Source organism: Pseudomonas sp. MAG733B, assembly GCF_036884845.1.
GTDB lineage: Bacteria > Pseudomonadota > Gammaproteobacteria > Pseudomonadales > Pseudomonadaceae > Aquipseudomonas.
Genome location: NZ_CP145732.1, coordinates 384304 through 403887, shown reverse-complemented (window position 1 = coordinate 403887; position 19584 = coordinate 384304). Strand labels below are relative to the sequence as shown.

General features: G+C 59.1%; 19 protein-coding genes and 1 pseudogene. 7 read left to right on the top strand and 13 right to left on the bottom strand.

The genetic code is table 11. From position 1 onward, the window contains the following. Positions 1–9: 9 nt before the first annotated feature. The 3 genes and pseudogenes from V6Z53_RS01905 to V6Z53_RS01895 all read left to right on the top strand — a co-directional run. Positions 10–489 (top strand): annotated as a pseudogene (locus V6Z53_RS01905) (protein kinase); the annotation flags it as partial. A 136-nt stretch (positions 490–625) separates the two neighbouring features. Next, on the top strand, positions 626–1009 hold the full coding sequence (locus V6Z53_RS01900; protein WP_338583898.1) for a helicase: 384 nt from the start codon (positions 626–628) through the stop codon (positions 1007–1009). Positions 1010–1170: 161 nt separating this feature from the next. Beyond that, positions 1171–2454: a hypothetical protein gene (locus tag V6Z53_RS01895; RefSeq protein ID WP_338583897.1), complete on the top strand. Its 1284-nt coding sequence runs from the start codon at positions 1171–1173 to the stop codon at positions 2452–2454. A 44-nt stretch (positions 2455–2498) separates the two neighbouring features. On the opposite strand, the gene V6Z53_RS01890 is transcribed toward V6Z53_RS01895, so the two are convergent. The 6 genes from V6Z53_RS01890 to exbB all read right to left on the bottom strand — a co-directional run bounded on the left by V6Z53_RS01890 (position 2499) and on the right by exbB (position 9305). Further along, a complete protein-coding gene (locus V6Z53_RS01890) occupies positions 2499–3899 on the bottom strand; it encodes an HDOD domain-containing protein (RefSeq protein ID WP_338583896.1) in 1401 nt (466 codons plus the stop codon). Between the two features lie 79 nt (positions 3900–3978). Then, positions 3979–6054, bottom strand: a complete 2076-nt coding sequence (gene recG, locus V6Z53_RS01885; protein ID WP_338583895.1) for an ATP-dependent DNA helicase RecG — start codon at positions 6052–6054, stop codon at positions 3979–3981. 9 nt (positions 6055–6063) lie between these two features. Then, positions 6064–6993, bottom strand: coding sequence for a LysR substrate-binding domain-containing protein (locus V6Z53_RS01880; protein WP_338583894.1), 930 nt, complete (start codon positions 6991–6993; stop codon positions 6064–6066). Positions 6994–7152: 159 nt separating this feature from the next. Then, entirely contained in the window at positions 7153–7902 is a 750-nt protein-coding gene (locus tag V6Z53_RS01875; RefSeq protein WP_338583893.1) for an energy transducer TonB, read from the bottom strand. Beyond that, positions 7899–8327, bottom strand: a complete 429-nt coding sequence (gene exbD, locus V6Z53_RS01870; RefSeq protein WP_338583892.1) for a TonB system transport protein ExbD — start codon at positions 8325–8327, stop codon at positions 7899–7901. The genes V6Z53_RS01875 and exbD overlap by 4 nt, the downstream gene beginning before the upstream one ends. Before the next feature lie 6 nt (positions 8328–8333). Then, positions 8334–9305 carry a tonB-system energizer ExbB gene (exbB, locus tag V6Z53_RS01865; protein WP_338583891.1) on the bottom strand — a complete coding sequence of 324 codons (972 nt, stop codon included), beginning with the start codon at positions 9303–9305 and terminating at the stop codon, positions 8334–8336. A 189-nt stretch (positions 9306–9494) separates the two neighbouring features. On the opposite strand from exbB, the gene V6Z53_RS01860 reads away from it, so the two are divergent. Then, positions 9495–10352, top strand: a complete 858-nt coding sequence (locus tag V6Z53_RS01860; RefSeq protein ID WP_338583890.1) for an NAD-dependent epimerase/dehydratase family protein — start codon at positions 9495–9497, stop codon at positions 10350–10352. Positions 10353–10478: 126 nt separating this feature from the next. Here V6Z53_RS01860 and V6Z53_RS01855 read toward each other — a convergent pair whose 3' ends face one another. The 6 genes from V6Z53_RS01855 to V6Z53_RS01830 form a co-directional block, all read right to left on the bottom strand. Then, a complete protein-coding gene (locus tag V6Z53_RS01855; RefSeq protein ID WP_338583889.1) occupies positions 10479–11219 on the bottom strand; it encodes a hypothetical protein in 741 nt (246 codons plus the stop codon). Between the two features lie 67 nt (positions 11220–11286). After that, the gene (locus V6Z53_RS01850) at positions 11287–11667 is read right to left on the bottom strand and encodes a RidA family protein (RefSeq protein ID WP_003229509.1); all 381 of its coding nucleotides are present in this window, start codon (positions 11665–11667) and stop codon (positions 11287–11289) included. A gap of 22 nt (positions 11668–11689) precedes the next feature. Next, a complete protein-coding gene (spoT, locus tag V6Z53_RS01845; protein WP_338583887.1) occupies positions 11690–13795 on the bottom strand; it encodes a bifunctional GTP diphosphokinase/guanosine-3',5'-bis pyrophosphate 3'-pyrophosphohydrolase in 2106 nt (701 codons plus the stop codon). A 57-nt stretch (positions 13796–13852) separates the two neighbouring features. Then, a complete protein-coding gene (gene rpoZ, locus V6Z53_RS01840) occupies positions 13853–14116 on the bottom strand; it encodes a DNA-directed RNA polymerase subunit omega (protein ID WP_007921129.1) in 264 nt (87 codons plus the stop codon). Positions 14117–14283: 167 nt separating this feature from the next. Beyond that, positions 14284–14904 (bottom strand): guanylate kinase, encoded by a 621-nt coding sequence (gmk, locus tag V6Z53_RS01835; RefSeq protein WP_338583886.1) that lies wholly within the window; start codon positions 14902–14904, stop codon positions 14284–14286. A gap of 12 nt (positions 14905–14916) precedes the next feature. Continuing rightward, on the bottom strand, positions 14917–15780 hold the full coding sequence (locus tag V6Z53_RS01830) for a YicC/YloC family endoribonuclease (RefSeq protein ID WP_338583885.1): 864 nt from the start codon (positions 15778–15780) through the stop codon (positions 14917–14919). A gap of 267 nt (positions 15781–16047) precedes the next feature. Between V6Z53_RS01830 and rph the strand changes: the two genes are divergently transcribed. The 3 genes from rph (at position 16048) to gltS (ending at position 18693) form a co-directional block, all read left to right on the top strand. Continuing rightward, entirely contained in the window at positions 16048–16770 is a 723-nt protein-coding gene (gene rph, locus V6Z53_RS01825) for a ribonuclease PH (protein ID WP_338583884.1), read from the top strand. Positions 16771–16798: 28 nt separating this feature from the next. Next, positions 16799–17167, top strand: a complete 369-nt coding sequence (locus tag V6Z53_RS01820) for a DUF4870 domain-containing protein (RefSeq protein ID WP_338583883.1) — start codon at positions 16799–16801, stop codon at positions 17165–17167. Positions 17168–17484: 317 nt separating this feature from the next. After that, positions 17485–18693, top strand: coding sequence for a sodium/glutamate symporter (gltS, locus tag V6Z53_RS01815; RefSeq protein WP_338583882.1), 1209 nt, complete (start codon positions 17485–17487; stop codon positions 18691–18693). 77 nt (positions 18694–18770) lie between these two features. Here gltS and V6Z53_RS01810 read toward each other — a convergent pair whose 3' ends face one another. Beyond that, a complete protein-coding gene (locus tag V6Z53_RS01810) occupies positions 18771–19550 on the bottom strand; it encodes an exodeoxyribonuclease III (RefSeq protein ID WP_008062840.1) in 780 nt (259 codons plus the stop codon). Positions 19551–19584 lie beyond the last annotated feature (34 nt).

Here is a 19584-nt window from a genome sequence, read left to right as displayed (position 1 = left end):
TAATGGCTCAGCCGTGGTGTGCTGCACGGCGACTTGAAGCCGAGCAATGTGATGGTTAGCGAAGACGGTCTGCGGCTGTTTGATTTTGGTCTGGGCCAGTCAATGGAGGGTGTCATGCCGGGGCTGGCACAGTTGAGCCGCAATCGCATCAATGCCTGGACCCCAGGCTACGCTGCCCCGGAACTGCTCGAAGGCCAGCCGCTGTCCACCGGTACGGACATCTACGCCGTGGCCTGCGTGTTGTATGAATTGGCGGGAGGCAAACACCCGTACAATCGCTTGCCTTCAACCCGTGCGCGAGATGAACGTCTGGACCGTGAGCTGCTTGCCCCGCGGACTCTGCCGAAACACTGCTGGCCTGCGCTACGTGCGGCGCTGAGTTTCGATGCTTCGCAACGCACCATTACAGTCCCGGAGCTGTATGACTCCTTCAACTGGCAACCGCTCTTGTTGCGATGCTGGTCTGCTCGTGTGGGAAGGAAGCTGTAGGACAATAACAAGTGTGACTTGGCAGTCATCATGCAGGACATATGTCTTATCTTCCTCTAACTTAACTCGATAGTGGCGTTATGTCCTTAAGTCGCTACACTGCGCCAGCCGTTCATTTTTCTCTTGAGGCTTGCGCATGAAATTTCGTTTTCTGTTGTGGATGCTGGGTTTGTTGATGGGCAAGGCCAGCCGGACCAATCCTGCGTTCCAGCAGCAATTGGGTGACAAGGAGTTGGTGTTTCAGCTGCAAACCCTGGACGGGAAAGTGGCGCGGCATTTCCGCGTGAAGGATCAGCGCATCACCAGCAAGGCCGGGGTGATTGCCGAGCCTGCGTTTGCCATTGCCTTTAAAGATGCCGCGTACGGCTTTGCCACGATGCAGGCGAAGAACAAGCAGTTGGCGTTCATGACGGGGATTCAGGACAAGTCGATTCAGATCAAGGGCAACCCGGCGCTGGTGATCTGGTTCCAGGGGTTGGCCAAGTATTTGAAGCCGAAGAAAAAGCCTGCTGCTAAATGACGCCATAGGCAGTTGTTGTTTCGGACTTATCGACATCGCTTTGAGTTCAAACGAAACTAAATGACTGTCATTCATGACAGGTCACAGCTGCGGCTGTTGCGTGCTCCACTGTGCTGAACGTTGGGTTGTTCACCCTTACGTACACACACTGGAGTGCGATCATGATTCAGATGCAAAGTGATACCGCGACGGCAGGAACACTTGATCCGACATTTGGCGTAGATGGTGTAGTGGAAGTCAGAGAGCAGGGGGCTGTCTTATATTCAGTTCTACCGTTGAACGGAAAGCTGATCTACGCCGACCAGTACTTCTCTGCTGGTCGTATGTCGATGAGACTGAGGCGTATGAATTCGCAAGGTATCTTCGAAAGTTCATTTGGTGACAATGGATCGACGGTCTTGCCAATTGACTGGAGCACAGCCCCTAGATTTGGACTGTTTCCATACTTGAATGGAAATTTCCTTGTGAAAGGTACATACATTGATTCAACAGGGCAGAGAGATATGGTTTTTGCTCTGCTGAATCAGGATGGTCAGCTGGATACGGCTTTTGGAGACAAAGGCTTTGTAAGAATCGACCCCTACGAACTGTCAATTACCGGGGTGTCAGCAACATTTTCGAAAGATCCCAACGATAAAATCAAAGCTAGAAATTTTTCCACGGCTGAAAATTATATTGGCGGTTCTGTCTGTGTGCAGCCAGACGGCAAAATTCTTGTCTCGCACAGTGGAGTTTCAGGTCAGGACGGCAATGGCTACTGGTGGCGTGGGTTATTGATTCGACTTATGCCAGACGGCACTTTTGACAAGTCCTTTAATAATACAGGTAGTTTGTTTGTCAAACTGGGTGGCCTTGATAACGAAACCATTAGTATTGCGCTTCAGAGCGACGGAAAAATTTTGGTGTTCGGTAGTTATTATCCGAACGACTCTGATGACTTTAATGCATTCGTCATTCGTTATATGGCCAATGGGGAGGAAGACAGTGGTTTCAATGGCGGCAAGCCGGCCGTCATCAATCATGGCGATTTAAACAATATTTTGGCTGGGACCATTTCGATTAGAGAAAGTGATGGTGCGATTTTAGTGGTTGGCTCCGCTTCCAAGACTTATGAGCCTTATCTGCCATATACACCTTGGATTGCAGTTCTAAACCCCAACGGGTCTCCAAATCTCTTGTTTAATAATGGCAGGCCCTTGTTCTCCAGCATATTGGAGGGCGGGGGGCTATGGCAAAACTGTGCGTGGCAAGAGGATAAAATCCTGGTTGCAAGATCAGTGGCAGCGCGCTATCTGAGTACTGGCTTGCTTGTTACTTCGTTCAACGGTAAGGGCTGGTTCGACTATAAAAGCAGCTATCACCACATGGCGCTGACAGAGGACAAAAAGATGGTTCTTATCGGATACGCGGCGGGCTATCCCTTTGTTTTGCGTAGCCTGATATAAATCAGACCAAGAAGGCTGTATCGCGGGCAAGCCCGCGATACGTTTTAGCCTTGGGAGAATTGCGAGGCCAGTTCGCGCAGCAGCACTTCGGCTTCGAGGACTTTGCTGACCACGTCGTTGGCTTTGTCGCGGGTCAGGCCCAGGCGTTCGAGCAGCGCGTCGGGGATGTCTTCGTCGGGGCCGGAGCCGATGCCACGGCTGCGCAGCAGGCGCACTGACAGGCACACCAGGTTCGGGTATTCGGCGGAAGGGCCGTCGTAGGCCGGGTCGTGCTGGAAGCGCAGCGCGGTGGCCAGTTCATCGGGCATGTCCCAGTAGCGCATCAGCCACGAGCCGATCTGTTCGCGGCTGATGCCCAGCAGGTGTTGCTCGATGTAGCTGTGGCACAGGTGCGGGTTGACCTCCAGGTGACGGCAGATCAGCGAGAAGTGCGGCGGGAACACGTGAGCCAGCAGCAGGTAGCCAAAGTTGTGCAGCAGGCCGGCGAGGTAAGTCAGGCCGGCTTCCGGGCGCTGGGTGCGCGGCATGGCGCGGGTCAGGCCTTCGATGACGGCAGCGGTGTAGATCGATTGCTGCCAGTACGGCGTGCTGTGCTGCGGGTGGTCTTTGGGCAGGCTGAGGGTTTTGCCCAGGGCCAGGCCCAGCGCCAGGTTGATCACCAGGTCGAAGCCCAGCACCCGCACGATGGCGTCTTCCACCGAACGAATCTTGCCCGGCGAAGCGTAGTACGGCGATGCCGCCCAGCTCACTACTTGCGCGGCCAGCGCCGGGTCGGTTTCGACCACGCCGGTGATGTCGTCGATGGTGGCGTTGGGGTCCACGCGCAGCTTGATGATCTTCTGCGCGGTTTCGGCCAATGGCGGAATTTCGATGGTCGCTTCCAGGCGTTGCTGGATGCGCCGCGCGGTGAACGCTTGAACGGCCTGGGTGATTTCCTCGCGGTCATCGTCGGGGCGGTCGAGGTTCGGGCGGATGCTGCTCAGGTTTTCACCGAAGTTGGCGGCACTGGCCTTGTTCAGCATGGACTTGAAGGCTTCGCTGGTGATTTCCAGCAGCACGCCCGGCTCGCCCGAGTTGACTAGCACTTTGGGCTCGCGCAGCAGGCTTTCTTCATACAGGCACGGCGAGCTGGTCAGCGATGGTAGACCGGGCAGCAAGCTCAGGTTGTGCTTGCCAAGCATCTTTTCCAGACGCTCGGTTGGCACCGCGGTGAGGCGGCGGCCAGTGAGTTCGGTAAGGCGGTTGAGGTCGAGCAACTGGCTCTGCGGGAACAGCACCATGAGCGCGCCGACGGCGTCATCGAGCAGGACGGCCTGGACCTTGCGCGCCGGGTTCAAGCCGTGATGATCCAGGACCTCTTCGTAGGCGATGCCCAGTTTGCCCAGCAGCAGCCGAATAACCGACGGAGCGTGCGGGGAGGCGGGTGCGAGGGCAACTTCGGTCATGGTTCTGTATCCGTTCTAAAACAATTGCAGGAGTATAACCAGCTTGCTCAAGCCGAGTGTCCAGAAACTGCGACGGTGCTCACACTTGGCCGTATTGCTGCCCGTGGCGCAGCCAGCGGTCGAGTAATGGGCTGACGTGGTCCGGCCAACGTTCCAGCAAAGCTTGAGCAGCGTCACGCACGGCGGGTAGCAGGTCGGCGTCGCGCATCAGGTCGGCGACCTTGAATTGAAGCAGACCCGTTTGCCGCGTGCCGAGCATTTCGCCGGGGCCGCGCAGTTCGAGATCCTTTTCGGCGATGACGAAGCCGTCGTTGGTTTCGCGCATGATGCCCAGGCGCTGACGGCCGATCTGCGACAGCGGCGGATGGTAGAGCAGCACGCAATGGCTGGCCGCGCTGCCCCGGCCGACTCGGCCGCGCAACTGGTGCAGTTGCGCCAGGCCCAGGCGTTCGGGGTTTTCGATGATCATCAGGCTGGCGTTGGGCACGTCCACGCCCACTTCAATCACCGTGGTGGCGACTAGCAGTTGCAGGTTGCCGGCCTTGAACTCGGCCATCACCGCAGCTTTTTCGACGGGCTTCATGCGGCCATGGATCAGCCCGACCTTCAACTCGCCAAGGGCGGCGGTGAGGTCTTCATAGGTGGTTTCCGCTGCCTGGCAGGTCAGCTCTTCCGACTCTTCAATCAGCGTGCACACCCAATACGCCTGACGCCCTTCTGCACAGGCGCTGCGCACCCGTTCGATGACTTCGACGCGCCGGGTGTCGGTGATCAGCACGGTGTTGACCGGGGTTCGGCCGGGCGGCAATTCGTCGAGGATCGAGGTGTCGAGATCGGCGTAGGCGCTCATGGCCAGCGTGCGCGGGATCGGCGTGGCGGTCATGATCAATTGGTGCGGGCACATGCGTCCGCCGACGCCTTTCTGCCGCAACGCCAGCCGCTGTTGCACGCCGAAGCGGTGCTGTTCGTCGATGATCACCAACGCCAGATTCTTGAATTGCACTTCGTCCTGGAACAGCGCGTGAGTGCCGACCACCATCGGTGTGCCGCTGGCGATTTGTTCCAGCGCGGCCACGCGATTCTTGCCCTTGAGCTTGCCGGCCAGCCACGCGACTTCAATGCCCAGCGGTTCAAGCCAGCGCTTGAAGGTGATGAAGTGCTGCTCGGCGAGAATCTCGGTGGGCGCCATCAACGCGACCTGATAACCGGCTTCCAAGGCCTGGAGCGCGGCGAGTGCGGCGACCACGGTTTTGCCCGCGCCGACGTCGCCCTGAATCAGCCGCAACATGGGCTCGCGCTGACTGAGGTCGTAGGCGATTTCATTGCCGACCCGCTGCTGGGCACCAGTCGGGTTGAAGCCGAGATTGGCCAGGTATTTGGCCGGCAGCTGTGTAGCTTTGGGCATGGCTGGCGCGCGCAACGAACGCATGCTTTCGCGCAGGCGTTGTTGCGACAGTTGATGGGTCAGCAGTTCTTCGAAGGCCAGGCGATGCTGGGCCCAGTGATGACCGAGGGCGAGTTCGTCGACATCGGCATCGGCCGGCGGGTTGTGCAGGTAGCGGATCGCATCGGCCAGCGGCGCGAGTTGATAGTCGCGGGCCAGTTCGGTCGGCAGCCAGTCGGGCAGGCTGCTCGGGCCGAGCAACGTCAGGGTTTGCATGCACAGTTGGCGCAAGCGCTGCTGCGTCAGGCCTTCGGTGAGCGGATACACCGGCGTCAGAGTTTCATCCACGGGCGGTGGTTCGTCACCGGTGATGGCGCGGTATTCCGGGTGGTAGATTTCCAGCCCCGAAGCGCCGGGCCGCGCTTCACCGTAGCAGCGGACTCGCGTGCCGCGTTTAAGACCTTCTTTCTGTGCGTTGCTGAAGTGGTAGAAGCGCAGGCTGAGCCCGCCGGTGCCGTCCTGCAGGCGGACGACCAAACTGCGGCGACGGCCCATGACCACGTCGGCGCCGCTGACGGTGCCTTCGACCACGGCATCTTGCCCTGGACGCAGCGCACCGATCGGCACCACACGCGTGCGGTCCTGATAGCGCAGCGGCAGGTGAAACAGTACGTCCTGGAGATTTTCCAGGCCGACCTTGGCCAGTTTCTCGGCCATGGCATCGCCGACACCCTTGAGTGCCGTCACCGACACTTGCGACAACTCGGTCATGACGCTTGCTTAGCCCGCCACCACCTGCGCGGACGGCTTGGCCACCGAGCACAGGCGAATGGAGTCAGCGAGGATTTCAATGGCTTTCGGACGCGGGAAACTCGCACGCCAGGCGATGGCCACGGTGCGGTACGGCACTGGCGCCGACAATGGCCGGACTTCGATCACGCCAGGAGCGTAGTGATGGCTGTCGACCGCCGACAGCGGCAGGATCGAAATGCCCAGGCCGGATGCGACCATATGCCGAATGGTTTCCAGCGAGCTGGACTCGACCGTGGTGTGCTTGGCGCCGTCGTTGCCTTTGGTCAGCGTCGGGCAGGCTTCCAGCACTTGATCGCGGAAGCAGTGGCCTTCGCCGAGCAGCAGCAGGCTCTTGTCGTTGAGCAGGCTGGCGTCGATGGATTCTTTTTGCGTCCAAGGGTGCTGGGCCGGCATCAGGACGTAGAACGGCTCGTCGTAGAGTTGGAGGGTCAGGACGTCGGCTTCGCTGAACGGCAGGGCGATGATGATCGCGTCGAGTTCGCCGTTGCGCAGTTTGTCGCGCAGCACGTGGGTGAAGTTTTCTTCGATGTACAACGGCATCTGCGGAGCGACCCGGTGCAGTTGCGGGATCAGGTGCGGGAACAGGTAGGGGCCGACGGTGTAGATCGCGCCGACTTTCAGCGGTGCGGTCAGTTGGTTCTTGCCGGCCTGGGCCAGTTCGCGAATGCCTTGGGCTTGTTCCAGGACTTTTTGTGCCTGGGCCACAATGCCTTCGCCGACCGGGGTCAGGCGCACGGCGCTTTTGCTGCGCTCGAAAATCAGCACACCGAGTTCGTCTTCAAGCTTTTTCACACCCACCGACAGGGTCGGCTGGCTGACGTGGCAACGCTCGGCCGCGTGGCCGAAATGCTGCTCTTGGGCGAGGGTAACGATGTAGCGTAATTCTGTGAGAGTCATAGCAAGCGTCCATGAAGTTGCGCGCCAAGCATACCGGCTGCAATCGATAGACGCACGTTATCAGACTGTGTGTGTCGAGTGACACCGGGCAATGCGTGTTTGCCGCTGGTAGATAAGCAAAAGGCACCTTTCGGTGCCTTTGCAGTGTTGCGGCTTGTATCAGCGCCGGCGGTTTTCCAGCGAGTAAACAAACGGTGCAACGATTTCGATGGAGCCGTTGTTCAGCATGTCGGCCGGTGGTTTTGGCAACGGCTGGGCGCGGCGGATCATATCGAGCGTGGCCCGATCCAGATCCGCAGTGCCGGACGCGCCTACCAGTTCGTACGACAGCACGTTGCCTTCGGCATCCACTACGAAACGCAGACGGTTCGTGCCTTGCTTGCCCCGCGCCTGCGCGCTGGCCGGGTACTTTTTGTACTTGGCCAAATGCGCGAGCAGGGTGCCTTGCCAACTGGCCTTGGCCGCGACCTGAGCAGCCGATGGACCCGGTACAGGCTGAGCGGATTTCTCAGTTTGTGACGGAGTCGGTGGCGCTTCGCTCGGTTTTGCCTCGGACGGCTTTTCCTTCGGCGGCTCCGGTTTTTTCTCCACAGGCTTGGGCGGCTGAGGCTTCGGCTTGGGCTTGACCGGTTTGGGCACCGCGATCTCGGCCTTCGGTGCTTCGGCGAGCTTCGGTATCGGCAGTTCTTCCACCGGTGCCGGTGGCTGTGGCGGCGTTATGACCTTCGGCGGTGCAGGCGGTGGCGGGGCCGGAACCGGCGCCAGCTCGACCATCATTGCCTGGGGCGGCAATTCGATGGGCGGGTGGGCGGTCCAGTTCACGGCCAGCGCGATGGCCAGCGCGTGAACGCCCAGCACCACGGCCAGGCTACCGCTGTAACGCGTCAGCTTATGGCGCGTCGTGATCATTTTTTGACTGCCGTCTCGAGTCCGACCAGACCGACCTTCAAGTAACCGGCCGAGCGCAGGTTGTCCATCACGCTCATCAGGTCGCCGTAATCCACGCCTTTATCGGCCTGGAAGAAGATCGTCGTGTCTTTCTTGCCCTGGGTCCTGGCGTCGAGCGTGGCGCCGAGTGCTTCGGCCTTCACTTCGTCTTCGCCGAGGAACAGGCGTTGGTCAGCCTTGACGCTCAGGAACACTGGTTTCTCTGGCCGCGGCGCCGGTTTGGCGGTGGACGCGGGCAGGTCGACCTTGATGTCCACGGTGGCCAGCGGGGCTGCCACCATGAAGATGATCAAGAGCACCAGCATCACGTCGATGAACGGCGTGACGTTGATTGCGTGGTTCTCGGACAGATCGTCGTCTGCCCCTTCTTTCAAATGCAGGCCCATGGCCGATTACCCCACTTTCACCATGTGCGGTTGCGAGCTGCGCTCAGGCTGGTGATCGAGGTCGCGGCTGACCAGCAGCAGGACTTCTGCCGACGCGTCGGCTACCTGCGCCTTGTATCCGGTGATTGAGCGGGCGAACACGTTGTAGATCACTACCGCAGGAATCGCCGCGACCAGACCCAATGCTGTCGCCAGCAGGGCTTCGGCAATGCCGGGAGCCACGACGGCGAGGTTGGTGGTCTGGGTCTTGGCGATGCCGATGAAGCTGTTCATGATGCCCCATACGGTACCGAACAGGCCGACGAACGGCGCAGTGGAACCGATGGTGGCGAGTACGCCGGTGCCGCTGCTCATGTTGCGGCCGCAGGCTGCTACCAGGCGCTCAAGACGGAAAGCGACGCGTTCCTTGATGCCTTCTTTTTCGCGGGCGCTGGCCGACAAATGCATTTCTTCCAGAGCATCATGGACCAGCAGATTGGCCAGGGTGCCTGGTTTGGTCGCCGAGGCGCTGGCCTCTTTGAGCGTGGCGGCTTTCTTCAGGTGGACGATTTCGGTACGCAGACGACGCTTGGCGCCCATCAGCTCAAAGCCTTTGGCAATCCAGATGGTCCAGGTGATGATCGAAGCGATGGCCAGGCCGATCATCACGATTTTCACAATGATGTCGGCGTTCTGGTACATGCCCCACGGCGACAGGTCATGGGCCATGCCCAAGGTGTTGTCGGCTTCGAGGACTTCAGGGACGTCTTCGCCGATGGCTTCGTCAGCAGGTGTTGCATGAGCCGGGTCGGTCGCGGCAGGCGTCACGGCCGGGGCGGCGTGGTCGGCGGGTGCAGCAGCAGCGGCCGGAGTAGCTGGCGCTTGTGCATCAGCGAAAGCGGCGACAGGCGCCAGCATCAAGCTGAGCAGCAGGGCGGCCACCGCGCTCCAGGCGCGAGGTCGTTTGGTTGGCGAAGCGGGGAATTGATTGCGTGTCATGCTGGCCGGACCTGAGAGAAAAAAACGGGTGATGTTCTTCCAGGCCTCGAAAGGCCGAGAACAAAAGTGGCGCGTATTATTGCAAGTAATTCTTGTTAACAGAAGTAATAGAGTATCTTTTTTTCCTGCATTGCTAGCCGCTCGTCCATTGCCAGCGCTAGTCTGTCCGTTTCCAAGGGGAGTTTGCTGATGTCCGCGCCTTCTGTTTTGATCGCCGGTTGCGGTGATGTCGGCAGCCGTCTGGCCACGCAATTGTTGACTGCGGGATGGGAAGTTCATGGCCTGCGGCGTGACGTCTCGCGCCTGCCCGAGGGCGTGATCGGCGTTGCCGGCGATTTGTTCAATAAAGACTGCCCGGAGACCTGGCCGGTCGGTGCGGTGGATTACCTGGTCTATTGCGCGGCTGCCACCGATCACGACGAAGCCGGCTATCGCGCCGCTTATGTCCAGGGTTTGCAGCATGTGCTGGAGTGGTTGGGCGACTATGGGCAGGCGCCCAATCGCTTGCTGTTCGTTTCCAGCAGCAGCGTTCACGGCCAGCAGGAGGGCGAGTGGGTTGATGAGATGTCGCCTGCCGTAGCGGCTGGCTATTCCGGGCAGGTGATGCTCGAAGCCGAGCAAATTGCCCTCAACAGCGGCATCCCCGCCAGCATTGTGCGATTGACCGGTATTTACGGTCCCGGCCGCGAATGGCTGCTGACTCAGGTCCGCCGGGGTTATCGCGTGGCGGTCGATCCACCGCTATATGCCAACCGGATTCATGCCGACGACGCCGCAGGGTTGATGGCATGCCTGCTTGAGGCGGATCGGCGCGGGGTGAAGCTGGATGATATCTATATCGGCGTCGATGACGCGCCGGCAGCGTTGGCGGATGTGGTGGGCTGGTTGCGCGAGTATCTGGGCGTGACCGAATGGGCCGATGACGCCAGCGTGCGCCGCACAGGCAGCAAGCGTTGCAGTAATGCACGGGCGAAAGCGTTGGGCTGGACGCCGAAGTATCCGAGTTTTCGCGAAGGGTATGCGGCGATCCTTGAAGGGCGCTGCTGACTTTCAGTCACTGCACGCACCTGTGGGAGCGAGCTTGCTCGCGATGGCGGCATAACAGTCAACGATGATGTTGGATGTTACGGACCCATCGCGAGCAAGCTCGCTCCCACAGGGGTTATGCGTTGCTTACTGCTTTTCCAGCAACCACTTGCGATCACCCGGGGTGAACTGCGGCATTTCGTCCGCCTGTGCCGTGTTCACGGCCTGGAAGATTTCCAGCTCTTTGCCTTTGCGTGCAAAGATCCAGGCAGTTCCTTGCCCGTTGAGTTGCAGCCACATGTTGTCGTTGCCGCCACTCATCGACGCGCAGTCGCCGGCCAGGCACAGCGCATAGCGATCAGCGCCCGGCAGGCCGGTCACCTGGCCGTCGGCCTGGAACTGCACGTTACTGCCTTCGCCGGGGCCGCTGACGACTTTCCAGCTGCCGCCCATGTACGCCGAATACAGTGCGCGTTCGAAGCTGGCGCCAATCGGTGCGCCATCCGGCACGGGGATCAAGGCGCGGTCGAAGACTTGAGCCGGTTCGTTTTCGGTCGCGGCCTGGCTCAACTGTTCGCCGTCGCGCTTCAGTTCACTACCGGAACTGCCATAAAAGTCGACTTTCCAGGCGTCGGACTCTTCGCCCAGCAGCTTGCCGTCGACATTTTCAAAACCATTGGTGTAGCGGGCCTGACCGGCCTTGGTGTTGACGTCCCATTCCAGGTTCGGGCCGTAGGCCTGGAGCGCTTCGCGCAGAGGAACGCCTTTGGATGCGGCATCGATTGCTACCTGGTTGATCCAGGTACCGCTGATATCACGGTCGGCAGGGTTGCTGGCACAACCGCCCAAAAACAGGGCGAGCAGCGAGAGAGCAAGCGCTTTGCGCATGGTGGAATCCTTTCAAACTTACTTTGCTGCAGAGCAGTCGGCGCAGCGCGAGGCTGCGCCGGACACATTACTCGATGACCAGGATGGCATCCATTTCAACCTGCGAACCCTTTGGCAGGGCTGCTACGCCGATGGCGGCGCGGGCTGGGTAAGGCTGGTCGAAGTACTTGCCCATGATCTCGTTGACCTTGGCGAAGTGGCTCAGGTCGGTGAGGAAGATGTTCAGTTTGACGATGTCCTTGAACGAACCGCCAGCAGCTTCAGCCACGGCTTTGAGGTTCTCGAACACCTGGACGGTCTGGGCTTCGAAGCCTTCAACCAGTTCCATGGTTTTTGGGTCCAGAGGAATCTGACCCGACATGTAAACGGTGTTGCCAGCCTTGATCGCCTGGGAGTAAGTACCGATGGCGGCCGGGGCCTTGTCGCTGGTGATAACAGTCTTGGTCATGAATGACTCCTTGTAAGTGGGCTTAAGCACGCATGCGGGTGATGCGGATCACCCCGGTCAGGGCGCGCAGTTTCTTGATCACGCGGGCCAGGTGCACACGGTCGTGCACGCTGACCACCAGTTGGACCACGCTGATGCGACCATCGCGTTCATCCATGCTGATTTTTTCGATATTGCCGTCGGCCGCGTTGACGCTGCTGGCAAGCAGGGCGATCAGGCCGCGCTGGTGTTCCAGCTCGACGCGCAGCTCGACGTTGAATTCGCCGGTGACATCCTTGGCCCACGAGAGCTGGATGCATTTTTCCGGGTTGTGGCGGATTTCGCTGATGTTGCGGCAGTTGTCCAGGTGCACGACCATGCCTTTGCCCGCAGACAGGTGACCAACAATCGGGTCGCCCGGAATCGGTGTGCAGCACTTGGCGTAGCTGAGCACCAGGCCTTCGGTGCCGCGAATCGCCAGCGGGCCTTCAGGGCTCGGCAACTGTTCGCCTTCGCCGAGCAGTCGGCGTGCCACCACGTAGGCCATGCGATTGCCCAGGCCGATGTCTTCGAGCAAATCTTCGATCAGTTCGAGGCGATACTCGACGAGCATCGCCTTGACGCGTTCGGACGGGATCTTCTCCAGCGCGCTGTCGAAACCGTTGAGGACTTTGTTCAGCAGGCGTTCGCCGAGGCTGATGGACTCGGAGCGGCGTTGCAGCTTCAACGCATGGCGGATGTGCGTACGGGCCTTACCGGTGACCACGAAGTTGAGCCACGCCGGGTTCGGCCGCGCGCCGGGGGCGCTGACGATCTCGACCGTGGAGCCGCTTTGCAGCGGTTCGGACAGCGGCGCGAGACGACGATTGATCCGACAGGCAATACAGCTGTTGCCCACGTCGGTGTGCACCGCGTAAGCGAAGTCGACCGCCGTGGAGCCCTTGGGCAGCTCCATGATCCGGCCTTTGGGCGTGAACACGTAGACCTCGTCCGGGAACAGGTCGATCTTCACGCTTTCGATGAATTCCAGCGAGTTGCCGGCGCGTTGCTGCATTTCCAGCACGCCTTTGACCCACTGGCGCGCGCGGGCGTGAGTGCCTTTCGGCTGTTCGTCGCCGCTGGATTTGTACAGCCAATGGGCGGCGATGCCGTTGTTGGCCATCTCTTCCATTTCGCGGGTGCGGATCTGGATCTCGATGGGCACACCGTGCATGCCGAACAGCGTGGTGTGCAGCGACTGATAGCCGTTGGCCTTGGGGATCGCGATGTAATCCTTGAAGCGCCCCGGCAACGGCTTGTACAAATTATGCACAGCACCCAGCACGCGGTAGCAGGTATCGACCTTGTCGACGATGATCCGGAACGCGTAGACGTCCATGATCTCGTTGAAGGCCCGACGCTTGCCGCGCATTTTCTTGTAGATGCCGTAGAGGTGTTTCTGGCGACCGCTGACCTCGCCCTGAATGCCGTCGATGGCCAGGCAGTGACTGAGGGATTCTTCGATCTTGTTGACGATTTCCTTGCGGTTGCCCCGGGCGCGTTTGACGGCCTGGTAGATCCGCGCGGAGCGCATCGGGTGCATGGCCTTGAAGCCGAGGTCTTCGAACTCTATGCGGATGGCGTGCATGCCCAGCCGGTTGGCGATGGGCGCATAGATTTCCAGGGTTTCCTTGGCGATGCGCCGGCGTTTCTCGCCGGACAGCACTTCCAGCGTGCGCATGTTGTGCAGGCGGTCGGCCAGTTTGACCAGGATCACGCGAATGTCGCGCGCCATGGCCATGGCCATTTTCTGGAAGTTTTCGGCTTGGGCTTCGGCCTTGGTCTCGAAGTTCATCTGGGTCAGTTTGCTGACCCCGTCGACCAGTTCGGCCACGGTTTCGCCGAACTGCGCTTGCAGCGCTTCCTTGGCAATACCGGTGTCTTCGATCACGTCATGCAGCATGGCCGCCATCAGGCTCTGATGGTCCATATGCATGTCGGCAAGAATATTGGCCACGGCAAGAGGATGCGTGACGTACGCCTCACCGCTACGGCGGCGTTGGCCGTCGTGCGCTTGTTCGGCGTAGAAATACGCTCGGCGGACCAGGTTGACCTGGTCATTGCCGAGGTAGGTCGATAAGCGATCGGCGAGGGCGTCTATGCTCGGCATGATGTCTCCTGCCGTAAGCTTTTATCCCGCGCCGTGCTACGTCGACCAGGCATAGGCTTAGACGGCCTCGTTGGACTCGTCCTCAAATGCAGCAAAAAGCGGTTCATCTTCAACGATTTCGGCTTCGGCAATAGCTGCGTAGTCGATCAGGCCTTCAGCGATTTCGCGCAGGGCGACAACGGTAGGCTTGTCGTTTTCCCATGCTACTTTCGGCTCTTTGCCGCCGGTGGCCAGTTGACGGGCACGCTTGGTAGAGAGCATGACCAGCTCAAAGCGGTTATCCACGTGTTCTAGGCAGTCTTCAACGGTTACGCGGGCCATGGTCTTCCTCGTAGCAAATGCAATATGCGCGCTGCCCGGATGGGCGAGCGGACTCAACAGTTTAAAAAATCACCAGCGATTAGGGAAGCGCTGATTTTTTGATCAAGCCCTTCAACGTGCTGCAAGTGCCAATGTAAAGCCCTTGCAGCTGTTTTGGGAAGAGCGGATCAACCAAGCAATTCAGCCAATAGTTTGCCGTGGCGCTGCTGCTGACGCTTCTGTTGCAGCTGATTGGCGCGGAAAATCGCCTTCAAATCGTGCAAGGCGTGGGCGAAATCGTCGTTGATGATCAGGTAGTCGTAGTCGACATAGTGGCTCATTTCACTGACGGCTTCGCGCATCCGGCCGTCAATGATCTCGTCGCTGTCCTGGCCGCGATTGGTCAGGCGCTGGTGCAAGGCCTGCAATGACGGCGGCAGAATGAAGACCGAACGGGCCTGCGGCATCAGTTTGCGTACTTGCTCGGCGCCTTGCCAGTCGATTTCCAGGATCAGGTCGTGGCCTTCATCCAGGGTCTGCTGCAAGTGACTTTGCGAGGTGCCGTAGAGATTGCCGAAGACTTCGGCGCGCTCGAGGAAATCCCCGTGTTCGATCATCTTCACGAACTGTTCGCGCGCGACGAAGTTGTAGTTCACGCCGTCCACTTCGCCCGGGCGCATGGCGCGGGTGGTGTGCGAGACCGAAACGCGGATCTCCGGATTGGCGTCGGTCAAGGCCTTGACCAGGCTGCTTTTGCCCGCGCCCGATGGGGCGGAGATGATGTACAGGGTGCCGGTGCTGTGGGTCATGTCAGGGTTGCCTTACTCAATATTCTGCACTTGTTCGCGCATCTGCTCGATCAACACCTTGAGGTTGACCGCCGCTTGGGTGCTGCGCGGGTCGAAGGCTTTGGAGCCCAGTGTATTAGCCTCGCGGTTGAGTTCCTGCATCAGGAAGTCCAGGCGTCGCCCGGCAGCGCCGCCGGATTTGAGTACCCGACGAACTTCAATGATGTGAGTGCTCAGGCGATCCAGTTCTTCGGCGACGTCGCTTTTTTGCGCGAGCATGACCATTTCCTGCTCCAGTCGCTGCGGGTCCATCTCGGCCTTCATGTCGGCGAAACGGTCGAGGACTTTCTGGCGCTGGGTGGCGAGCATCTGCGGAACCAGTTCGCGCAGGGTCACCACGTCTTCTTCAATGGACGTCAGGCGATCGTTGATCAGCCGTGCCAGCTCCGCGCCTTCGCGCTCGCGGCCGGCCTTGAGTTCTTTAAGGCCTTCGTTGAACAGCGCCAGTGCTTCGGCGTTCAAGGCTTGCGGGTCGGTCGCATCACCTACCAGCACGCCGGGCCAGGCCAGGACTTCGAGCGGGTTCAGTGCGGCCGGATTCTTGATCAGGCTGGCGATTTTCTCGGCGGCGGCAACCAGTTGTGCGGCGCGGTCCTGATCCACTTGCAGCGCTTTGCCGGCGTTTTCTTCGGTGAACCGCAGGGTGCATTCGAGCTTGCCCCGCGACACGCCCTGGCGCAGGGCTTCACGGACGGCGCCTTCGAGGTCGCGAAAGGAGTCCGGCAGGCGCAGGTGGGGTTCCAGGTAGCGGCTGTTGACCGAGCGCAGTTCCCAGTTCAGGGTGCCCTGGACGCCTGCTTTCTCGACGCGGGCGAAGGCGGTCATGCTGTGCACCATGGGGGTACCTCGCAATGCGGATCGGCGCGGAACTGACGTTCTGGCAATCCGCTATCAATGAATTAAAGCCGACTGGCAGCAAAGGCGCAGGATTGTAGCGCAGTGGCGCGGATGCGCCCAAACACACGGTGTGACAAACGGCTGCAGGTCGTCGGGTACGGGCTGTTCAGAGCCTTCGCTCGTCAGAGGATTTTTTTAGAAGTGCCCAGTCGTGGCTGGCAGCTCTATAATGCTCCGCAGTTTTCCGTCCCCGTACAGGTATCCCTTATGAAACGTCCAAGTGGTCGCGCTGCCGATCAGCTCCGCTCGATCCGCATTACCCGCAACTACACCAAACACGCCGAGGGATCTGTACTGGTCGAGTTCGGTGACACCAAAGTCATCTGCACGGTCAGCGTCGAAAACGGTGTGCCGCGTTTTCTCAAGGGCCAGGGCCAAGGCTGGTTGACCGCCGAGTACGGCATGCTGCCGCGCGCCACGGGCGAGCGTAACCAGCGTGAAGCGAGCCGCGGCAAGCAAGGCGGCCGCACCCTGGAAATCCAGCGTCTGATTGGCCGTTCCCTGCGCGCTGCGCTGGACATGTCCAAGCTGGGCGACGTGACCCTGTACGTCGACTGCGACGTGATCCAGGCCGACGGCGGCACCCGCACTGCGTCCATCACCGGCGCCATGGTTGCCCTGGTCGATGCGTTGAAAGTGATCAAGAAGCGTGGCGGCCTGAAAGGCGGCGACCCGCTCAAGCAAATGATCGGTGCCGTTTCGGTAGGCATGTACCAAGGCGAGCCGGTACTCGACCTCGACTACCTGGAAGACTCGGCTGCCGAGACCGACCTGAACGTGGTGATGACCAGCACTGGCGGCTTCATCGAAGTTCAGGGCACTGCCGAAGGCGCACCGTTCCAGCCAGAAGAGCTGAACGCGATGCTGGAACTGGCCAAGAAAGGCATGAACGAAATCTTCGATCTGCAAACGGCTGCACTGGCGGACTGACCGGATTGCCAAAGACAAGGAGGACGCCATGAGTGACGAGCAACAGTTGCTTCCCACCCCGAGCAAAGAAGTTCGGCAGTGGGCGATGTTTTGTCACTTGTCCGCCTTGTTGGGGATCTGGATTCCGTTCGGTACGCTGATCGGCCCGCTGATCCTGTGGCAAATGAAGCGCGAGATGGACCCGTTCATCGACGCACAAGGCAAGGAGGCGCTGAACTTTCAGATCACCGTCGCCATTGCCTCCGCCATTTGCTTCCTGCTGATGGTGGTGATTATCGGGTTCTTCCTGTTTGGCCTGATCGCCATTGGCGCGCTGGTGCTGACGATCATTGCCGGGGTGAAGGCCAATGAAGGGTTTCCTTATCGATATCCGTTCACTTGGCGGTTGATTAAGTAAGCCAGGCAATGAGATTGAAAGAAGCCCCGACTCGTCGGGGCTTTTTTGTTATCAAGTTATTTCTCCAGACAACTACGCTTACTTCCCTACACTTTTAGTCACAACTGTATATCCGCATTGCTCTCCATATCCTTGGCAATGAAGCTGGGCGGTTGTTAAAGTTGCCCCAAGTAATATTCATTAGAAATATTTCGATATATTCAGACCATTGACGGATCCTGAAATTAAAACAATCAGCGTTGAGAACAATCAGCCTGTTCAAGAGGCGTGTCCAGGTAAACAGTTCGCCCCTGAATGAATAATTTAAGAATATCCCAATGTTTCAGCTCGATTTTTATGGAACACTCGTCGCCGCGTCCTTAGTACTCTTACTGGGGCGCGGGCTGGTCACACGGGTCGGTTTTTTACGCGCTTACAATATCCCTGAACCTGTAGCGGGCGGCCTGATGGTTGCCTTGGTTCTTTTGGCTTTGCGCTTGTTCAATATTGAAGTGCGGTTTGACACCTCGCTACAAACACCCTTGATGCTGGCGTTCTTCGCCACTATTGGATTGAGTGCAGACTTCGCCAGCCTGAAGAAGGGCGGACGCGTAGTGGGGGTGTTTCTGTTAGCGGTCACCGGGTTGTTGGTGGTTCAGAATGCCATGGGTATCGGGCTTGCAACGGCTTTGGGGCTCGACCCTTTGATGGGGCTGCTGACAGGCTCGGTGACGTTGGCAGGTGGTCACGGAACCGGTGCTGCCTGGGGCGCGACGTTCAGTGAAAAATACGGCCTGGCTTCCGCCTCTGAGCTTGCAATGGCCTCTGCAACGTTTGGTCTGGTGCTGGGCGGTTTGATTGGTGGGCCGGTCGCCCGGCTGCTTATCAAGCGCACACAGGTTCCCGGTTGTTCTAATCATGATAAGCCGCGACTGCCAAAGGGGTTTGAACAGCCGAATAAAGAGCGTTCGATCACGCCATTTTCGTTTATCGAGACACTTGCGTTGATCGCCGTCAGCTTGATGGTGGGTAACCTCATGAATGGCGCGCTCCGCGAAACCGCATTTGAGTTGCCGACGTTCGTTTGCGTATTGTTCGTGGGTGTGCTTTTGCGAAACAGCCTTTCAGCACTTGGCTTGTATCAGGTGTTTGAACGGGAAGTTTCTGTACTGGGAAATGTCAGCTTGTCGCTGTTCCTGGCAATTGCGCTGATGTCACTCAAGTTGTGGGATCTGGCTGCACTGGCATTACCTTTCTTCATTATTCTGGCGGCGCAAACGCTGGTCATGGCGCTGTTTGCGATATTCGTGACGTTTAGAGTCATGGGCCGTAACTATGATGCGGCGGTACTGGCGGCAGGGCATTGTGGCTTTGGGCTGGGTGCCACTCCGACGGCCATCGCTAACATGCAAGCCGTGACGCAGCGCTACGGGCCTTCGCAGATAGCGTTTCTGGTGGTACCTATGGTGGGCGCTTTCTTCATCGACATCATCAATGTCATCGTGATCAAGTTGTACCTCGCGCTACCATTCTTTGCCGCTGCTTGAAGTTCAGGTCACTGAAATACAGCTCATAAAAAATGCCCGTATCTTGCGATACGGGCATTTTTTATGAGCGACAACGTTTAGATCGTCAGCGTCCAGTCGTAGTCCACGATCAGCGGCGCATGCTGCGAGAACCGTGGCTGACGTGGCAGGCGTGCGCTGCGTACAAAGCGGCGCAGGCCCGGCGTCAGGATCTGGTAGTCGAAGCGCCAGCCGAGGTTGAGCATTTCGGCTTGTTCGTTATCCGGCCACCAGCTGTACTGGTCGCCTTCACGACTGACTTCGCGCAAGGCATCGACATAACCCATGTTGCCGACAATCTCGTCCATCCAGGCGCGTTCTGGCGCCAGGAAGCCAGGAGATTGCTGGCTGTCGCGCCAGTTCTTGATGTCCAGTTTCTGTTGCGCCACGTACAGCGAGCCACAATAAATGTACTCGCGGCGTTTGCGCCGTTGCTTGTCCAGGTACTTGGCGAAGTCGTCCATGAGCTTGAATTTCTGGTTCAAGTCTTCATCGCCGTTCATGCCGGACGGAAGCAACAAGGTTGCAATACTGACTTTGTCGAAATCGGCTTGCAGGTAGCGCCCGTAGCGGTCGGCCGTCTCGAAACCGAGACCGCTGATGACAGCCTTCGGTTGCAACCGCGAGTACAAAGCCACACCACCTTGGGCGGGAACTTCGGCGTCGCAGGCATAAAGGAAGTATCCATCCAGTTGGAAGGCTGGATCGTCCAGTTCAAAGGCGGAGGCACGGGTGTCCTGCAGGCAGATGACGTCGGCATTCTGTGCTTGCAGCCAACTGAGCAAACCCCGCTCGACTGCAGCCTGAATACCATTGACGTTCACACTGATGATCCGCATAAATGGCCCCAAAAATCGCGTGCGTGTATGATAC

Bases quoted from the DNA above. Each gene is read 5' to 3' on its own strand.
- V6Z53_RS01875 (WP_338583893.1), bottom strand. From the start codon at position 7,902: ATGATCACGACGCGCCATAAGCTGACGCGTTACAGCGGTAGCCTGGCC.
- V6Z53_RS01850 (WP_003229509.1), bottom strand. From the start codon at position 11,667: ATGACCAAGACTGTTATCACCAGCGACAAGGCCCCGGCCGCCATCGGT.
- V6Z53_RS01855 (WP_338583889.1), bottom strand. From the start codon at position 11,219: ATGCGCAAAGCGCTTGCTCTCTCGCTGCTCGCCCTGTTTTTGGGCGGT.
- spoT (WP_338583887.1), bottom strand. From the start codon at position 13,795: ATGCCGAGCATAGACGCCCTCGCCGATCGCTTATCGACCTACCTCGGC.
- recG (WP_338583895.1), bottom strand. From the start codon at position 6,054: ATGACCGAGTTGTCGCAAGTGTCGGTGACGGCACTCAAGGGTGTCGGC.
- V6Z53_RS01810 (WP_008062840.1), bottom strand. From the start codon at position 19,550: ATGCGGATCATCAGTGTGAACGTCAATGGTATTCAGGCTGCAGTCGAG.
- exbD (WP_338583892.1), bottom strand. From the start codon at position 8,327: ATGGGCCTGCATTTGAAAGAAGGGGCAGACGACGATCTGTCCGAGAAC.
- rph (WP_338583884.1), top strand. From the start codon at position 16,048: ATGAAACGTCCAAGTGGTCGCGCTGCCGATCAGCTCCGCTCGATCCGC.
- V6Z53_RS01900 (WP_338583898.1), top strand. From the start codon at position 626: ATGAAATTTCGTTTTCTGTTGTGGATGCTGGGTTTGTTGATGGGCAAG.
- gltS (WP_338583882.1), top strand. From the start codon at position 17,485: ATGTTTCAGCTCGATTTTTATGGAACACTCGTCGCCGCGTCCTTAGTA.
- V6Z53_RS01830 (WP_338583885.1), bottom strand. From the start codon at position 15,780: ATGGTGCACAGCATGACCGCCTTCGCCCGCGTCGAGAAAGCAGGCGTC.
- exbB (WP_338583891.1), bottom strand. From the start codon at position 9,305: ATGACACGCAATCAATTCCCCGCTTCGCCAACCAAACGACCTCGCGCC.
- V6Z53_RS01880 (WP_338583894.1), bottom strand. From the start codon at position 6,993: ATGACTCTCACAGAATTACGCTACATCGTTACCCTCGCCCAAGAGCAG.
- gmk (WP_338583886.1), bottom strand. From the start codon at position 14,904: ATGACCCACAGCACCGGCACCCTGTACATCATCTCCGCCCCATCGGGC.
- V6Z53_RS01860 (WP_338583890.1), top strand. From the start codon at position 9,495: ATGTCCGCGCCTTCTGTTTTGATCGCCGGTTGCGGTGATGTCGGCAGC.
- V6Z53_RS01890 (WP_338583896.1), bottom strand. From the start codon at position 3,899: ATGACCGAAGTTGCCCTCGCACCCGCCTCCCCGCACGCTCCGTCGGTT.
- V6Z53_RS01820 (WP_338583883.1), top strand. From the start codon at position 16,799: ATGAGTGACGAGCAACAGTTGCTTCCCACCCCGAGCAAAGAAGTTCGG.
- rpoZ (WP_007921129.1), bottom strand. From the start codon at position 14,116: ATGGCCCGCGTAACCGTTGAAGACTGCCTAGAACACGTGGATAACCGC.
- V6Z53_RS01895 (WP_338583897.1), top strand. From the start codon at position 1,171: ATGATTCAGATGCAAAGTGATACCGCGACGGCAGGAACACTTGATCCG.